The organism is Pseudomonas shirazica (genome assembly GCF_015168335.1).
GTDB classification, from domain to species: Bacteria; Pseudomonadota; Gammaproteobacteria; order Pseudomonadales; family Pseudomonadaceae; genus Aquipseudomonas; species Aquipseudomonas asiatica.
Genome location: NZ_CP063456.1, coordinates 2,678,813 through 2,694,199 on the forward strand (window position 1 = coordinate 2,678,813; position 15,387 = coordinate 2,694,199).

Sequence of the window (15,387 nt, forward strand, 5' to 3'; positions counted from 1 at the left end):
TGAAAGGGGCTTACCAACGTTCCATCCAGGGGCGCAGGTCCAGCTCGAATGTCCAGGCGTCGCGGGGCTGGGCATGCAGGAACCAGTAGCTGTCGGCGATGTGGGCCGGGTCGAGGATGCCATCCTGGCCCTTGAGGGCGTAGCGCTCGGGGAATGTGTCACGGATGAAGGCGGTGTCGATGGCCCCGTCAACCACCACGTGGGCGACATGGATGTTCCGCGGCCCCAGCTCGCGCGCCATGCTCTGGGCCAGGGCGCGCAAGGCATGCTTGGCCCCGGCGAATGCCGCAAAGCCCGCCGCGCCACGAGTGCCAGCGGTGGCGCCGGTGAACAGAATGGTGCCACGCTCGCGCTGGACCATGCGCCGGGCCACCGCCTGGGCGGTAAGGAAACCGGCAAAACAGGCCATCTCCCAGATCTTGAAGTATTTGCGCGGGGTTTCCTCAAGAATGCTACAGGGCACATTGGCACCGATATTGAACACAAACGCTTCGATCGGGCCGATATCACGCTCGATGGTTTCGACCAGCGCCGCCACCTCCTCCTCCTTGCGCGCATCGGAGCCAAACCCGTGGGCCTGGCCGCCGGCAGCGCGGATTTCGTCCAGCAGCGGCTGCAACTTGTCAGCCTGGCGCCGGGTAACACAGGCAATGTAGCCCTCGCGGGCAAAGCGCTTGGCGATCTCGCCGCCGGTAGCATCCCCCGCGCCAATCACGAGCACCACTTTTTGTTGTTCTGTCATGCCTGCCTCCATTGGTGAATGATCGTTTAGTAAACGAACGCTATGTTATGATCGCCGCCACCGTCAAGCCCGCCTGCAGAGGCAACTGAATGCGCTACACCAACGAACACAAGCAGCAAACCCGCGAGCGGCTGCTGGCCAGCAGCGGCGCGCTGGCCAAACGCGGGGGCTTTTCCAGCACCGGCGTAGCCGGGCTGATGAAGGCGATCGGCCTGACCGGCGGAGCCTTCTACAACCACTTCCCGTCCAAGGACGACCTGTTCACCGAGGTAGTGCGGCAGGAATTGTGCAACAGCCCGCTGGCGCGCCTGGCAAACCAGGGCGCCAGTCGCGAACGCCTGGGCCGTTGCCTGCAGCAGTACCTGAGCCTGGCCCACCTGCACAATGCCGAAGGTGGCTGCCCGCTGCCGCCATTGGGGGTGGAGATTGCCCGGGCCGAAGCACCCGTGCGCGCCGTGGCCGAGCATTGGCTGGTGGAGCTGCACCAGGCCTGGAGCGCGACCCTGGAAGACAGCGAATTGGCCTGGGTGCTGATCAGCCAGTGCGTCGGTGCCTTGCTGGTCGGGCGCATGCTGGCCACGGAAAGCGTGCAGTCGCAGGTACTGGACGCCAGCCGCCACTTTGTCGAGAAGGCCCTGCATGAAGCGGATTAGTCTACTGCTGGGGCTACTGATGAGCTTGCCTGCACTCGCCGAACAGGCCTGCCCGCCAGGGCAATACCAGGTGTGCCTGATGGGATGTTTCTGTGCGCCCATCGACCCCGGCCAGGCCGGGCAGATTTTCAAGGACGTGGAAGTACTGGCTTCGTCCAGCCTGACCTACGCCTTGCAGCAGGCCCGCGACGAAGCCACCGCCAGCGGCGTCGAGCCGATCCCGTTGCATATCCGTGCGCAACTCGAACCTTGGTACGACTTTGCCGTGCTCGACGCGGCGCGCTTCCGGGTGGGTGACGAACAGCAGATGAGCGCGGCCAATGCGCTGCTGCAGAACCCCGATGTGAACGCCGTGACGCTGATCGACACGATCATCTTCCGCCGCCCCGCCGACGCCGAGGACAACGTGGCGTTGTGGGCACATGAGCTCAAGCATGTGCAGCAGTATCAGCAGCTGGGTGTAGAAGAGTTCGCCCGGCGCTACACGCGCAACTACGACGACCTGGAAGCGCCGGCCTACAAGATCGAGGCCGAGGTAGGCAAGGCGCTGCGCGAGCGTGGTTCAGGGCAGGCCAGATAATTTCTGGTCATTTCGCGGTCGCCGTGTAGGAGCGGCCTTGTGTCGCGAAAGGGCTGCGCAGCAGCCCCTCGATTTCAGCTTGGAGCAGATATTGCCGGGGCCGCTTTGCGGCCCTTTCGCGACACAAGGCCGCTCCTACACGGCGACCGCATCAGTGGCCAAACCAGGTGTCAGGACGCCGCCGAAGCTTCTTCAGCCACCTGCTCACGGCTGGCATAACGTTGCGCCAGCACTGCACAGACCATCAGCTGAATCTGGTGGAACAGCATCAGCGGCAGGATCATCGCGCCAATGCCACTGCCGACGAACAGCACCTGCGCCATTGGCACCCCGGTAGCCAGGCTCTTCTTCGAACCGGCGAACAGGATGGTAATGCGGTCCTCCAGGTCAAAGCCCAGCAGCTTGCCGAGCAGCCGGGTACCGTACAACACCACCGCCAACAAGATTCCGCACACGGCAAACAACCCGGCCAGGTGCTGCGGCGATACCGTGTGCCACAGCCCGGTGACCACCGCCTCGCTGAACGCGGTGTAGACCACCAGCAGGATCGAACCCTGGTCCACCACCTTGAGCCAGCGCGCATTGCGCTTGACCCAGGCACCGATCCAGCGCCGGGCGACCTGCCCGGCCACGAACGGCACCAGCAGCTGCAGGGTGATCTTCAGCACCGCATCCAGACCAGAACCGGTATCACCGCTGGCCCCCAGCAACATCATTACCAGCAACGGCGTGAGGAAGATACCCAGCAGGCTGGATGCCGCCGCACTGCAAATGGCCGCCGGCACGTTACCACGCGCCAGCGAAGTGAAGGCGATGGCCGACTGCACGGTAGCCGGCAAGGCACACAGGTAGAGCACGCCCAGGTAAAGTTCGTTGCCCACCAGCGGCACGAACAGTGGCTTGAACGCCAGGCCCAGCAGCGGGAACAGCACGAAGGTGCAGGAGAACACCAGCAAGTGCAGGCGCCAGTGCCCCGCTCCGGCAATGATCGCCTCACGCGACAGCTTGGCGCCGTGCAGAAAGAACAGCAGGCCGATGGCCAGGTTGGTCAGCCAACCAAAATACACTGCGCCGTCGCCCGAGCAAGGCAGCACGGTGGCAATCAGCACCACCCCGAGCAAGGCCAGGGTGAAATTGTCGAATAACATGCGCAAATACTTCATCACAGTTTCCGTCTTGTCATTGTGCAAGGGCAGACGATAAGGTCTTCGGCTTTTCGCCGCTAACGCCGGAACCCCCACCGGTGTCGCTCAACGGACACGCTCCAGCACAGGACTCGCTCATGCCCCTCTCCCGCCTGGCTGCACTTGCAGCCGCCATCACTCTCACCCTGGGCTACAGTGCCGCCCAGGCCGACGACCAGTTGCAGGCCAAGGTCGACCAGATCATCCGCCCGCTGATGCAAGAGCAAGGCATCACCGGCATGGCCGTGGCTGTCTATGCTCGCAACCACGCGTACTACTTCAGCTATGGCGTGGCCAGCAAGGCCGACAATGTGCCGGTCAGCCGCGACACGCTGTTCGAGATCGGTTCGCTGAGCAAGACCTACACCGCCACCCTGGCCGCACTGGCCAGTGCCGAAGGCAAGCTGGACCTCGATGCCCCGGCCAAGCGCTATCACCCGGCCCTTGCCGGCGCCCCCATCGGCGACGCAAGCGTGCTGGAGCTGGGCGCCTATAGTGCCGACTGCCTGCCGTTGCAGTTCCCGGATGCGGTGCAGACGGCGCAGCAGGTGGTCGATTTCTTCCGTCACTGGCAACCCCGCGCCAAACCCGGCACCCAGCGCTGCTACTCGAACCCCAGCCTGGGCTTGTTCGGTGACCTGGCCGCCCGCGCGCAGCATCAGCCATTTTCCACGCTGATGAGCGAGGGCCTGCTGAAACAGATGGGCCTGGAAAACACCTATCTGCAGGTCCCGGCCAGCGCCCAGGGGTTGTATGCCCAGGGCTACGACAGTGCCGACAAGCCGGTGCGTGTCGGCCCCGGCCCTTACGCCGACGAAGCCTACGGCATCAAGACCAGCGCCAGCGACCTGCTGCGCTATGTGCGCCTGCACATGCAGCCGGAGGGCTTGCCACCGGCGCTGGCACAAGCCACGGCCATCACCCAGCGGGGCTACTTCCAGGTCGGCGCCATGACCCAGGGCCTGGGCTGGGAGCGTTACCCCTACCCGGTCACGCTGGCCACACTGATCGATGGCAACGGCCCGCAGCTTATCCGTGAACCGCAGGCAACCACACGCTTGCAACCAGCCCTGCCGCCGCTGCCGGCAGCCTGGTACAACAAGACCGGCTCGACCAATGGCTTCGGCGCCTACGCCGCGTTCGTGCCCGCCGAACAACTGGCCGTGGTGTTGCTGGCCAACCGAAACTACCCGAACGAAGCCCGGGTGCGCGCAGCCTTCGACATTCTCTCCGGGCTGTAGTGCGGGCAGCGATTGTCGAACAAAACGACACAATGTAGTGAGCAAAAATATTCACTACAAAATGGTTGACGCCGTTCATCGCCCTTGGGCATGATGAAGCCGTCTCCCTGATCGGGAGCGGTGGCAAGGGTGTTCCAGACGGCCTGCGCGGTAACGCAGGCCGTCCGTGGAGAGGGAAACTGTCCAAAAGGCAGCGTGAGAAAGCCCCTGTTGCGATGCTGCTGTAGCAGCCTTGGTAGTGCGCTACACCGTGGTAGCGCCAACTGTGAAAAATCACCTACGAATGGGTAATGGGGGCTTTATGATGAACTTGAACAACAATCCGACTATCGACCAATTGGCCCAGCTGTTCGCCGTACGCAAGGACAGCCTTGACGACCATCTGCTGTGGGTAAGCCAGACCGGTGAAGTGCGCCTCGACCGCCTGCCACCGAACACCGTCGAAGATGAATTCGAAGAGCACCTGCCCAGCATGCGTGCCCGCTTCAAGGTCTACCGCCGTGGCCAAGGCTACGTCGGCAAGAAGGCCGCCGCCGATACCGAGTTCGTCGGCCGCGTCCTGCAGACCCTGCAACAAGAATGGCCCGCTGCCCGTGAGCAGCAGGCAGTCAAGGTGATCGAACCGCTAAACTGAGGGTTCCCACCTTTATCTGAGCCCGGCCCGCACAGGCCGGGCTTTTTCATGCCTGGCGCCGCTGGCTGCGGGGCTCCGGCAGCGGCAAGGCGCCGGTTGCCATCGCCCGGGCGCGGTCTACACCCCACACCAGAGCGCGAGTCATGGTCTCGCCTGGGCGTGCGGGGTAATACTCCTCCAGCAACGCTCGCCCATCACCGGCGTACAACCCCAAAAACAGTTGGGTCGCCCCCAGGCGCGACAGGCGCACCTGCACGTCCAGCGTGGTGCCGTCACTGAGTGCTTCGTCGTGGCAGCGGCTGTGCAGCTGTGCGTCGGCCCATTGCCAATAGGTCTCTTCCCTGACTCGCATGAGCATTCAATCCTCCGTTGCTGGAATGCCGCGCAAGAAAACCACAGCCTTGGCCATCCTGCGAGTGCTACCCGGCAATGCCATGAGGCGGATCAAGAAATGGCAATAAAAACCCCGCCATTCGGCGGGGTTGTGCTGGAGCGGGATCACTTCTTGAGCGGAACCCGCGGCATGAAGCGGCCTTTTTTGCTGCGCTGCAGATGTGCAGGCTGGAGCTGTTCGGAATCATCCAGCGTCATGTGGGCGAAGCCCAGGCGAAATGCCGCTTGGCCGCAACGCACCTGGCTGTTGATCGGGAACGCGTCGTTCAGGTCTTCGAAAAAGGATTCGCTCATGCCCTGTCTCCCTCCAGTGGCGGACGCGTCGGCAACCAGAACAGTTGCTCTACCAAACGCGACCTGTGAAAGTGAGACTAGCTGGTCATTTGCGGACCGCCCAGACCGAAGCCTTGGACCCGACCAGCGGCAGACGCTCTACTTCAGGCGCACCGCTGTACCGGTAGCAAATACCACGACCATGCCGCCCTGTACCGACGGCATGCTGATCTCGAAATCCACACCCACTACCGCATCGGCCTGCAACTGGCGTGCCCGCGCCTTCAGTTCTTCGGTGGCCTGCTCCCGGGCTTGGCGCAGTGCGCTTTCCAGGGTTTGCGAACGCCCGCCGAAGAAGTCGCGAAAACGTGCAAAGAAATCGCGCACGAAATTGATGCCCTGCACCGATTCGGAGCTGACCACACCCAGGTATTCAGCAATCGGGCGGCCTTCGAGCTGGCTGGTGGTTGAAATGATCATGGGTGCGCTCCATTGGCCTGGCAAAAGAGGCCGATTCTAACAGAGCGCCCTGTTTGCAACGCGCATTTGTGGGAGCGGCCCTTTCGCAACGCAAGTCCGCTCCCACAGAGTCAGCTACGCGCTGACAGCCCTTAACCGGCGCCCAAGCCTTGCGCCAAACACGTTCACCAGCAACCCTGCCATCACCAGCAATGCGCCCCAGCCCTGGGTCGCAGTCAGACGCTCGCCCAGCAACAACGCCGACGAACTCAGGCCAATCACAGGCACCAGCAGCGAGAACGGCGCCACCTTGCCGGCCGGGTGGCGCGACAGCAGCTTGCTCCACAGGCTGTAGCCGAGCATGGTGGCGACAAACGCCAGGTAAGCCAGGGCCAATACCGAACTCCAGCTGATATTGGCAATGGCGTGGCCGATGCGCTCCGGCCCCTCCAGCCACCAGGACAACGCAAGGAACGGCAGTGGCGGGATCAGCCCGCCCCAGATAACCAGCGCCACCAGGTCAACCGAGCCAAAGCGCCGGGTGATGATGTTGCCCATGCCCCACATGGCGCCGGCACACAGGGTCAGCACCAGCGCCAACATCGGTACATGGCCGCCGTCTTCGCTGCCGATAAGCGCCAGGCCGCTGGCGGCCACCAGCAGCCCCAGCACGCTGGCCAGGCGCAGCCGCTCGCCGAGGAACAACGCGGCGAAGCCGAGGGTGAAGAACGCCTGCGATTGCAGGATCAGCGAGGCCAGCCCTGGCGGCATGCCGCTGTACATGGCCTGGAACAGGAAAGCGAACTGGCCCAGCGAAATGGTCGCGCCGTAGGCGATCAGCCAGCGCCAGGGCAACTTCGGCCGCTTGACCAGCAAGATCGCCGGGAATGCCACCAGCAAGAAGCGCAATGCCCCCAGCAACATCGGCGGCAACCCATCGAGGCCAACCTTGATGACCACGAAGTTGACTCCCCAGGCGACAATCACCACCAGGGCGATGAGCAGATCCTTGAGTGGCATTGCGACATCCTTCTTCAAGCTTTCTAGACATATTTCGTTACAGCATAAGGCTATTCCTTTGACAGGGACCAGCACAGTTGCGGCCCAGAGGTGCGCAACAGTGACTGTTATCGTGCAAGGGTTGCCGAGGTGGCGGAGCGTCAGCTCCGGTATCCAGGTGCGACCTTTTCCAGCATCCGCAACAGTGCCGCCCATGCCAGCTGCAACGCATCCGGATCCGCCAGTTCGCCCTGTTTCAACCCTCGTCCAGGCTCATTGAACTGCCGCTCGGTATGCGCGCACACTTCGGCCGGCGGCAAAATCACCTGCCCGGCACTCTGTGCCGCCAACTGGATCTCGCACGCCTTCTCCAGGTAGTACATGCGCAGGAATGCTTCGGCCACGCTGCGCCCAGTGGTCAGCAGGCCATGGTTGCGCAGGATCATCACCGGCTTGTCGCCTAGGTCGGCTACCAGCCTTCGCTGCTCATCCATGTCCAGCGCAATCCCTTCATAGGCGTGGTATGCCACCTTGCCATAAAACTCCATGGACATCTGGTTGAGCGGTAGCAGCCCACATTCCAGCGCCGCCACCGCACAACCTGCCCGGGTGTGGGTGTGCAACACACAGCGGGCATCCTCGCGGGCAGCATGGATGGCGCTGTGGATGACGAAACCGGCCGGGTTGACCGGGTGCGGCGTCGCTTCAACCGGCCGGCCCTGCAGGTCGATCTTCACCAGGCTGGAGGCCGTGATCTCATCGAACAGCAAGCCGTACGGATTGATCAGGAAGTGGTGCTCCGGCCCCGGCAGGCGCAGGGAAATATGGGTGAAGATCAGGTCGCTCATGCGGAAATGGGCGATCAGCCGATAGCAGGCGGCCAGCTCCTGGCGCAGGCTTTGTTCCGTTGTGGTCATCATCGTTATACCTTTGCAGTACGCTATTTGCTGGCCCACGCATTGAAGCGCTGTTCCAGCTCTTCGCCATGGTCGACCCAGAATTCCACATTCATCGCCAACGCCCCCTGCAGGTTCTGCGGCGAAGTAGGCACCCAGCTGGCCAGGGACGGGTCTAGCTTCGCCGCCGCCTGGGTGTTGGTCGGCCCATAGGGAATCTGCTGCACATAACGCACCTGGGTGTCCGGCTGGTTGGCGTAGGCAATCAGCCGCTTGGCCTGGTCGACATGCCGCGAGCCTTTGATGATCGCCCAGTAATCCATGCCATACAGGCTGCCACGCCAGACCACCGCCAGCGGGCTGCCCTGCTGGGCCGCCACGGCGATGCGCCCGCTATAGGTCGAGGTCATCACCACGTCTCCCGCCGCCAGCCACTGGGCAGGTTGGGCGCCGGCGTCCCACCACTGGATATACGGCTTGAGCTCGCTGAGCTTGGCAAAGGCACGCTCGACCCCTGCCGGGGTGGCCAGTACCTGGTACACATCCTCGACCTTCACCCCATCTGCCATCAGGGCGAACTCCAGGTTGTACACCGCACGCTTGCGCAGGCCGCGCTTGCCCGGGTACTTGCTCACGTCCCAGAAGTCGGCCCACGACGCAGGCGCCTGTGCCAGCTTGTTGCGGTCATAGGCAATGGCCACGCTCCATACCAGCGCGGCCGAGCCGCAGGCCTGTGCGGCGTCGGCAATCAGTTCATCCGCATGGCCCATGCGCTGCCAGTCCAACTGCTCGTAGACGCCCTCGTCGCAGCCGCGCATCAGGTCAGGCCCTTCTATCTGCACCACGTCCCAGTCGACATTGCCGGTCTCGGCCATTACCTGGATCCGTGCCATCTCGCCGTTGTACTCACTCTGGATCAGCTTGCTGCCATCCTGGGCACTGAACGGTTTGAAGATCGCCTCGTCCTGAGCTTTCTGGCCGGCACCACCATAGCCGACCACGACCATCTGCGGTGCCGCTTGCGCACTGCCCAGGCCCATGGCCAGCAACGCTGCGCAAAGGCTGCTTACACGTGGGAATACCTGCATCGTAGTTGCCTCCTGCCGGTGCCCGAGGGGCCCGTTTTCTTGTTGTTGTGAGGTCACGCCCTCGCCACGAGGGTGAGGAAAACCTAGTCGCCGACCAGTTAAAAAACAAGTTGATTTTTTACTGTCGCTACACTTTTATAAAAGAACAAGAACAACATCGCACCGGAGCCGCCTGTATGCAGACCGCCTTCCCTCATCTGTTCGAAGCCTTGCAGATCCGCGGCAAACGCTTGAAGAACCGCATCATGTCCACCGGCCACGACACCTGCCTGCCTACCGACAACCTGGTCAACGACAAGCTCATCGCCTACCAGCGCGCCCGCGCCGCCGGTGGCGTGGGCCTGATCGTGCTGCAGGTGGCCGGGGTGCATGACAGCGCTCGCTACACCTCGCATGTGCTGATGGCCACCGACGATGCCTGCATCGACGGCTACCGCCAGCTTGCCGAGGCCTGCCATGAGCATGGCACCGTGGTGCTGTCACAACTGTTCCACCCCGGGCGGGAGATCATGGAGTCGGCGGACGGTTTGCTGGCGGTGGCCTACTCGGCGTCCGCGGTACCCAATGAACGCTTCCGGGTGATGCCGCGCGCACTGGACCAAGCGATGATCGACGAGATCGTCCAGGGCTATGCCAGCGCTGCCCGCCGCCTGCACCAGGCCGGGCTGGATGGCGTTGAAGTGGTGGCCAGCCATGGCTACTTGCCTGCGCAGTTCCTCAACCCGCGGGTAAACCAGCGCTCGGATGGCTACAACGGTGAGCTGGAGCAGCGCCTGCGGTTCCTGCGCGAAGTGCTGGCCGCCGTACGCGCGGCTACCGACGAACAGTTCATCATCGGCCTGCGCATCAGTGCCGACGAGCGCGACAGCCAGGGGCTGAGCGAGGATGAATCGCTGGCCGCAGCGGTTGCCTTGCAAGGCCAGCTCGACTACCTGCACATCGTTGCCGGGACGTCGGCGTCCCTCGGCGGCGCCGTGCATATCGTGCCGCCGATGGCTATTCAACCGGCCTACCTGGCCCGTGAGGCCGGCACCTTCAAACAACACCTGGGCATCCCGCTGTTCGTCACCGGGCGTATCAACCAGCCCCAGGAAGCCGAACTGATCCTGGCCCGTGGCCAGGCCGACGTCTGCGGCATGACCCGCGCGCTTATATGCGACCCGCAGATGCCCAACAAGACCGAGCATGGCCAGGTCGAAGACGTACGTGCCTGTATCGCCTGCAACCAGGCATGCATCGGCCATTTCCACCGCGGCCTGCCCATTTCCTGCATCCAGCGACCGGAGACTGGCCGCGAGTTGCAGTACGAGCAACTGCCACCCACCACCCGCCCCAAGCGCATCCTCGTGGCCGGTGGCGGGCCCGCCGGCATGAAAGCCGCCGCCGTGGCCGCTGCGCGCGGGCATCAGGTCACGCTGTACGAGGCTGGCCCGCAGCTCGGTGGCCAGGTGCTGCTGGCCCAGTTGCTGCCACGGCGCAGCGAGTTCGGTGGCGCCAGCACCAACTTGCAACGGGAAATGGCCCTGGCGGGCGTGGAAGTGGTGCGCAACACCCGGGTCGACCGCGCACTGGTCGAACGGGAACGCCCCGACCTGGTGATCGCCGCCACCGGTGCCACCCCCTACTGGCCGGCCTTCGAGCGCACCGGTGATCTACAGGTGGTGGATGCCTGGCAAATACTGCGCAGTGAAGCAAAACCGGGCCGCTCGGTACTGGTGATCGACTGGCGCTGCGACTGGATCGGCCCCGGCATCGCCGAACGCCTGGTACGCGACGGCCACCAGGTGCAGCTGGCGGTCAATGGCACCCATTGCGGCGAAAGCCTGCCGCTGTACGTGCGCGACCAACTGGCCGGCGAGCTGCATCGCCTGGGTATTCCCATCACACCGTATGCCCGCCTGTATGGCTGCGACGACAACACGGTGTACCTGCAGCACACCGCCAGCGGCGAACCGATGATCTTCGAAGGCATCGACACCCTGGTACTGTGCCAGGGCCATCAACCGGAAGACCGCCTGGCAACGGAGCTGGCTGGCTTGGTCGAGGTGCGCCGCATTGGCGACTGCCTGGCGCCGCGTACCGCCGAAGAAGCGATTCACGATGGCCTGACGGTTGCCTGGGCGCTCTGAGGCTGTACATACTGCGGCTTTTACGATGGACCGACGTGCATGAGCCAACTCCCCCAGCCCCCCGCCAGCGAAGCCGGGGGCGCCGCGCCGCAGTTTCTCGGCAGCCGCATTCGCGGCCTGCGCAAGCGCCGTGGCATGACCCTGGCGGAGCTGGCCGCGCACAGTGAGCTGACCGCCGGCTACATCAGCCAGCTGGAGCGCAACCTCTCCTATCCATCGATTCCGGCGCTGTTCAACATCGCCCGCAGCCTGGGGGTGACCATCCAGTGGTTCTTCGCCAGCGAAGCCATCACTGCGCCCGAAGACCAGGGCTATGTGGTACGACGCAACAGCCGCCTGAGCGTGCATTACGAAGACGGTATCGTCGATCAACTGCTCACGCCCCAGCCCAACCGTCAGCTGGAAATCCTGCATTCGCGCTTCCCTCCGGGCAGCTACAGCCAACAGAGCTACAGCCACGACGGTGAAGAGGCCGGCTACATCCTTAGCGGCAGCTTCGAGCTGTGGGTGGGCGAGCGGCATTTCCAGCTGGGTGAAGGAGACAGTTTCAGCTTCTCGAGCCAGGAACCGCACCGCTACGGCAACCCCGGCGAAGTCGATGCCGTGGTGATCTGGGTGATCACGCCGCCAACATTCTGAAGCATGCTCGCTCCCCAATATCCAGCAACAGGGTCTACCTTGTTAACCGAACTTTAGAGGAGCACAACCATGAAGCAGATCCTGATCATAGGCGCGGGCTTTGCCGGCCTGTGGAGCGCGCTCAGCGCCGCCCGCCAGCTTGACCTCCATGGCCGCAAGGATGTCGAGGTCACCTTGCTTGCACCCCAGGCCGAGCTGCATGTGCGCCCGCGCTTCTACGAACCCGACGTACATACCATGGCCGCGCCGTTGCAGGAGCTGTTCGATGCCGCCAACGTCCGCTTCGTGCAGGGCACGGCCTTTCATATAGATGAAGCGGCCCGCCGTGTGGGCTATCGCACCCGCAGCGGAACCCAATGCACCCTGCCCTACGACCGCCTGATCATGGCCTGCGGCAGCGTGCTCAACCGGCCCGACATGGTCGGCATCGAGCATGTGTTCGATGTCGACAAGCTCGACAGCGCCGCGCGCCTGGAAACCCACCTGAAGTCACTGGCCAACCTGCCCGACACACCGGCGCGCAATACCGTGGTGGTGGCCGGTGGAGGTTTTACCGGCATCGAGACCGGCACCGAACTGCCGGCCCGCCTGCGCGAAATCCTCGGCGAGGACGCAGCGTTGCGCGTGGTGGTGGTCGACCGTGGGGCGAGGATTGGCGCGGCCCTGGGTGACGGCATCCGCCCCGCCATCGAGCAGGCCTCCGAGGCCCTGGGCGTGGAGTGGATCTGTGGCGCCACGGTAGCCTCGGTCGACCCTGCCGGCGTGGTGCTGGACAACGGCCAGCGCATCGACGCCAGCACGGTGATCTGGACCGTGGGCTTCAAGGCCAACCCGCTCACCGAACAGATCAGTGGCGAGCGCGACCGCCAGGGCCGCTTGCATGTCGATGGCAATCTCAAGGTGAAAGGCAATGATGCCGTGTACGCGGCGGGTGATGTGGCCTACGCCGCCTGCGACGAGGCTGGCAATCATGCGGTGATGTCCTGCCAGCATGCGATTCCGCTGGGGCGTCATGCGGGCAACAATGCGGCGGCCGAGCTGATTGGCGTGGCACCGAAGACCTACAGCCAGCCCAAGTACGTGACCTGCCTGGACCTTGGGGCCTGGGGGGCGGTGTATACCGAAGGGTGGCAACGCACGGTGTCGCCACCGGAGGACAAGGCCGAAGCCAAGGTTTTGAAGGCGCAGATCAATACCGTGTGGATCTATCCACCGGCGGCCGAACGTGCTGCGGCGCTGGCAGCGGCTGACCCGGCTATTCCAGTGGCCTGACACCAGGCCGACGCGATCACTGTAGGAGCGGCCTTGTGTCGCGATGGGCCGCAAAGCGGCCCCAGAATTCTCGGCGTCAACGCTGAAACCCTGGGGCCGCTTCGCGGCCCATCGCGACACAAGGCCGCTCCTACATTCGATCGCGTACCTTCGATCAGGCAGCAGCAAACAGCTCGTTGGCAATCTGCGCCTGGGCAGCATCGATCGCCTGGCTGCGGTGCTCAGGGCCATAGGCCAGGCCATGGGCGCGGACGATTTCCAGGTCGGTGATGCCGATGAAACCCAGGAATACCTTGAGGAAGTCCTCATGCCCGGCGCCAGTCGGCTGGCCAGCGTGCAGGCCACCGGCGGTGGACACCAGCACTACCTTCTTGTTGCCGCACAGGCCTTCCGGGCCGGCTTCGGTGTAACGGAAAGTCTTGCCGGCGACGGCAACGCGGTCGATCCAGGCCTTGAGCTGGGTCGGCACGGTGAAGTTGTACATCGGCGCACCAATCACCACGGCATCGGCAGCCAGGAACTCTTCCAGGGTTTCCGCGCTCAGCTTAGCTTCGAAGGCCTGGGCTGCGTCACGCATGTCTTCCGGGGTGCCAGCCGCTACCAGGGTTGCCGCGGAGAAGTGGGCGATGGCGTCAGCGGCCAGGTCGCGGTACACCACTTCCACGCTCGGGTCGGCGGCTTTCCAGGCTTCGACCACTTCACGGCTCAGTTGGCGGGAGGCGGAATTGTCGCCCAGGATGCTGGAATCGATGTGCAACAGTTTCATGGGATTCTCCTGTGAATGAAGACCGCGACATTGGGCGATCACGATGGGGAGAATCCTACCGACATCAACAATGGCTGATAAGGCAGCAAAAATGCGTTAGTTTGTCCTACTGGTGGAACAGTGAGACATTCCCATGCAAGACCTCAACGACCTTTTCTACTTCGCCCGCGTGGTCGAAGCCGGCGGTTTCGCCGCAGCGGGCCGCCAGCTGGGCATCCCCAAATCGCGCCTTTCGCGGCGTATCGCCGAGCTGGAAGAACGCCTGGGCACGCGCCTGCTGCAACGCACTACACGGCAACTGAAGCTCACCGCGGTGGGCGAGCGCTACCTGCACCACTGCCAGGCCATGCTGCTGGAAGCCGAAGCCGCCGACGAAGCCGTGGCCAGCATGAGCAGCGAACCGCGCGGGCGCTTGCGGGTGTCGTGCCCGGTGGCATTGGCCCACGCCTTTCTGCCGGATGTGATCAGCCGCTTTCTTGCGCAGTACCCGCTGGTGCAACTGGACATGGTGCTGCTCAACCGCCGGGTAGACCTCATTTCCGAAGGTATCGACGTGGCCCTGCGCGTACGCGACCTGGGCGATGAAGACCCGGCCCTGGTCACCCGCCGCCTGCGCCAGGCGCAGATGCAACTGGTTGCAGCGCCCGGTTTCGCCGACCACATCCGCGAACCGGGCCAACTGGCATCATTGCCGGTGCTGGGCGCTGCCGAGGCGGACCGGCTGGTACACTTCCGGCTGTTCGGCCCCCACGGCAAACAGCAGGAAATCGCCCTGGAACCGCGCCTTGCCATCGATGATTTCGTAGTACGTAATGCTGCTGTACGGGCAGGCCTCGGGTTTACCGCGCTGCCCAGCATGTTCTGTGAAGAAGAACTGGAGCGTGGCGAACTGGTGCGCCTGCTGCCGGACTGGTCGCTGCCGGGTGGCTACCTGCAGGCGGTGTACCCGCACCGGCGCGGCTTGCTGCCTGCGGTACGGGTATGGATCGACCACCTGGCGGCGTCGTTCGAGGCCTGTGGAGAAAAGTATGTCTGAGCGGAACATGAGCGAAGCCCAGGTGGCAGCGTTCTGCCTGAGCCTGCCGGGTGCGCGGGAAGACTACAAATGGGGCGGCATCCGGGTGTTCTCCGTAGCAGGCAACAAGATGTTCGCGGTGCTCGACCTGGCGGGTGCGGGGTTGTCGTTCAAAGTGGCCGACGAACTGTTTCTTGGCTACTGCGACCGCCCGGGGGTGCGGCCTGCGCCGTACCTGGCACGGGCGCGGTGGATCAGCATGGCATCGCCCTACCCCATGGGGCGTGAGGAGCTGTGTGATCTGTTGCAGCGCTCGCACCAGCTGGTGGTGCGGCGGTTGCCGAAGCGGTTGCAGGTGGGGTTGGTAATCTAGCTAGCCTGTGCCGGCCTCTTCGCGGGCTTGCCCGCTCCTACAGGTACTCCA

18 protein-coding genes are annotated in these 15,387 nt (G+C 63.9%); 9 read left to right on the forward strand and 9 right to left on the reverse strand.

What is annotated here, in order from left to right:
- Positions 1-10: 10 nt before the first annotated feature.
- A complete protein-coding gene (locus IMX18_RS12175; protein WP_015270184.1) occupies positions 11-742 on the reverse strand; it encodes an SDR family oxidoreductase in 732 nt (243 codons plus the stop codon).
- Positions 743-831: 89 nt separating this feature from the next.
- Here IMX18_RS12175 and IMX18_RS12180 point away from each other — a divergent pair, with 89 nt between their 5' ends.
- Both IMX18_RS12180 and IMX18_RS12185 read left to right on the forward strand, forming a co-directional pair.
- Positions 832-1,395, forward strand: coding sequence for a TetR/AcrR family transcriptional regulator (locus IMX18_RS12180; protein ID WP_054573115.1), 564 nt, complete (start codon positions 832-834; stop codon positions 1,393-1,395).
- Positions 1,382-1,975 (forward strand): eCIS core domain-containing protein, encoded by a 594-nt coding sequence (locus IMX18_RS12185; RefSeq protein WP_024087033.1) that lies wholly within the window; start codon positions 1,382-1,384, stop codon positions 1,973-1,975. Before IMX18_RS12180 ends, IMX18_RS12185 begins: the two co-directional genes overlap by 14 nt.
- A 170-nt stretch (positions 1,976-2,145) precedes the next feature.
- Here IMX18_RS12185 and IMX18_RS12190 read toward each other — a convergent pair whose 3' ends face one another.
- Positions 2,146-3,138 carry a bile acid:sodium symporter family protein gene (locus IMX18_RS12190; protein WP_015270181.1) on the reverse strand — a complete coding sequence of 331 codons (993 nt, stop codon included), beginning with the start codon at positions 3,136-3,138 and terminating at the stop codon, positions 2,146-2,148.
- 119 nt (positions 3,139-3,257) lie between these two features.
- Here IMX18_RS12190 and ampC point away from each other — a divergent pair, with 119 nt between their 5' ends.
- Both ampC and IMX18_RS12200 read left to right on the forward strand, forming a co-directional pair.
- A complete protein-coding gene (gene ampC / locus IMX18_RS12195; protein WP_100413514.1) occupies positions 3,258-4,400 on the forward strand; it encodes a class C beta-lactamase in 1,143 nt (380 codons plus the stop codon).
- A 301-nt stretch (positions 4,401-4,701) separates the two neighbouring features.
- A complete protein-coding gene (locus tag IMX18_RS12200; protein ID WP_003253895.1) occupies positions 4,702-5,034 on the forward strand; it encodes a hypothetical protein in 333 nt (110 codons plus the stop codon).
- Positions 5,035-5,080: 46 nt separating this feature from the next.
- Here IMX18_RS12200 and IMX18_RS12205 read toward each other — a convergent pair whose 3' ends face one another.
- The 6 genes from IMX18_RS12205 to IMX18_RS12230 all read right to left on the reverse strand — a co-directional run bounded on the left by IMX18_RS12205 (position 5,081) and on the right by IMX18_RS12230 (position 9,142).
- Complete coding sequence (locus IMX18_RS12205) at positions 5,081-5,392, reverse strand: hypothetical protein (RefSeq protein WP_023663278.1); 312 nt, start codon at positions 5,390-5,392, stop codon at positions 5,081-5,083.
- Positions 5,393-5,532: 140 nt separating this feature from the next.
- On the reverse strand, positions 5,533-5,721 hold the full coding sequence (locus IMX18_RS12210; RefSeq protein WP_003253897.1) for a hypothetical protein: 189 nt from the start codon (positions 5,719-5,721) through the stop codon (positions 5,533-5,535).
- A 138-nt stretch (positions 5,722-5,859) separates the two neighbouring features.
- The gene (locus IMX18_RS12215) at positions 5,860-6,180 is read right to left on the reverse strand and encodes a YbjQ family protein (protein ID WP_015270179.1); all 321 of its coding nucleotides are present in this window, start codon (positions 6,178-6,180) and stop codon (positions 5,860-5,862) included.
- A gap of 114 nt (positions 6,181-6,294) precedes the next feature.
- A complete protein-coding gene (locus IMX18_RS12220; protein WP_023663280.1) occupies positions 6,295-7,179 on the reverse strand; it encodes an EamA family transporter in 885 nt (294 codons plus the stop codon).
- Positions 7,180-7,319: 140 nt separating this feature from the next.
- Positions 7,320-8,075: a class II aldolase/adducin family protein gene (locus IMX18_RS12225; protein ID WP_054573126.1), complete on the reverse strand. Its 756-nt coding sequence runs from the start codon at positions 8,073-8,075 to the stop codon at positions 7,320-7,322.
- 23 nt (positions 8,076-8,098) lie between these two features.
- Positions 8,099-9,142, reverse strand: coding sequence for an ABC transporter substrate-binding protein (locus tag IMX18_RS12230; RefSeq protein ID WP_217190548.1), 1,044 nt, complete (start codon positions 9,140-9,142; stop codon positions 8,099-8,101).
- Between the two features lie 176 nt (positions 9,143-9,318).
- Here IMX18_RS12230 and IMX18_RS12235 point away from each other — a divergent pair, with 176 nt between their 5' ends.
- The 3 genes from IMX18_RS12235 (at position 9,319) to IMX18_RS12245 (ending at position 13,182) form a co-directional block, all read left to right on the forward strand.
- Complete coding sequence (locus IMX18_RS12235; RefSeq protein ID WP_013972469.1) at positions 9,319-11,271, forward strand: oxidoreductase; 1,953 nt, start codon at positions 9,319-9,321, stop codon at positions 11,269-11,271.
- Between the two features lie 39 nt (positions 11,272-11,310).
- Positions 11,311-11,910: a helix-turn-helix domain-containing protein gene (locus tag IMX18_RS12240; RefSeq protein ID WP_015270174.1), complete on the forward strand. Its 600-nt coding sequence runs from the start codon at positions 11,311-11,313 to the stop codon at positions 11,908-11,910.
- A gap of 69 nt (positions 11,911-11,979) precedes the next feature.
- On the forward strand, positions 11,980-13,182 hold the full coding sequence (locus IMX18_RS12245) for an NAD(P)/FAD-dependent oxidoreductase (protein WP_015270173.1): 1,203 nt from the start codon (positions 11,980-11,982) through the stop codon (positions 13,180-13,182).
- 154 nt (positions 13,183-13,336) lie between these two features.
- Here IMX18_RS12245 and IMX18_RS12250 read toward each other — a convergent pair whose 3' ends face one another.
- Entirely contained in the window at positions 13,337-13,948 is a 612-nt protein-coding gene (locus IMX18_RS12250; protein ID WP_003258995.1) for an FMN-dependent NADH-azoreductase, read from the reverse strand.
- A gap of 133 nt (positions 13,949-14,081) precedes the next feature.
- On the opposite strand from IMX18_RS12250, the gene IMX18_RS12255 reads away from it, so the two are divergent.
- Both IMX18_RS12255 and IMX18_RS12260 read left to right on the forward strand, forming a co-directional pair.
- Complete coding sequence (locus tag IMX18_RS12255) at positions 14,082-14,984, forward strand: LysR substrate-binding domain-containing protein (protein WP_015270172.1); 903 nt, start codon at positions 14,082-14,084, stop codon at positions 14,982-14,984.
- Positions 14,977-15,336: an MmcQ/YjbR family DNA-binding protein gene (locus IMX18_RS12260; RefSeq protein WP_043935581.1), complete on the forward strand. Its 360-nt coding sequence runs from the start codon at positions 14,977-14,979 to the stop codon at positions 15,334-15,336. Before IMX18_RS12255 ends, IMX18_RS12260 begins: the two co-directional genes overlap by 8 nt.
- Positions 15,337-15,387: the final 51 nt, after the last annotated feature.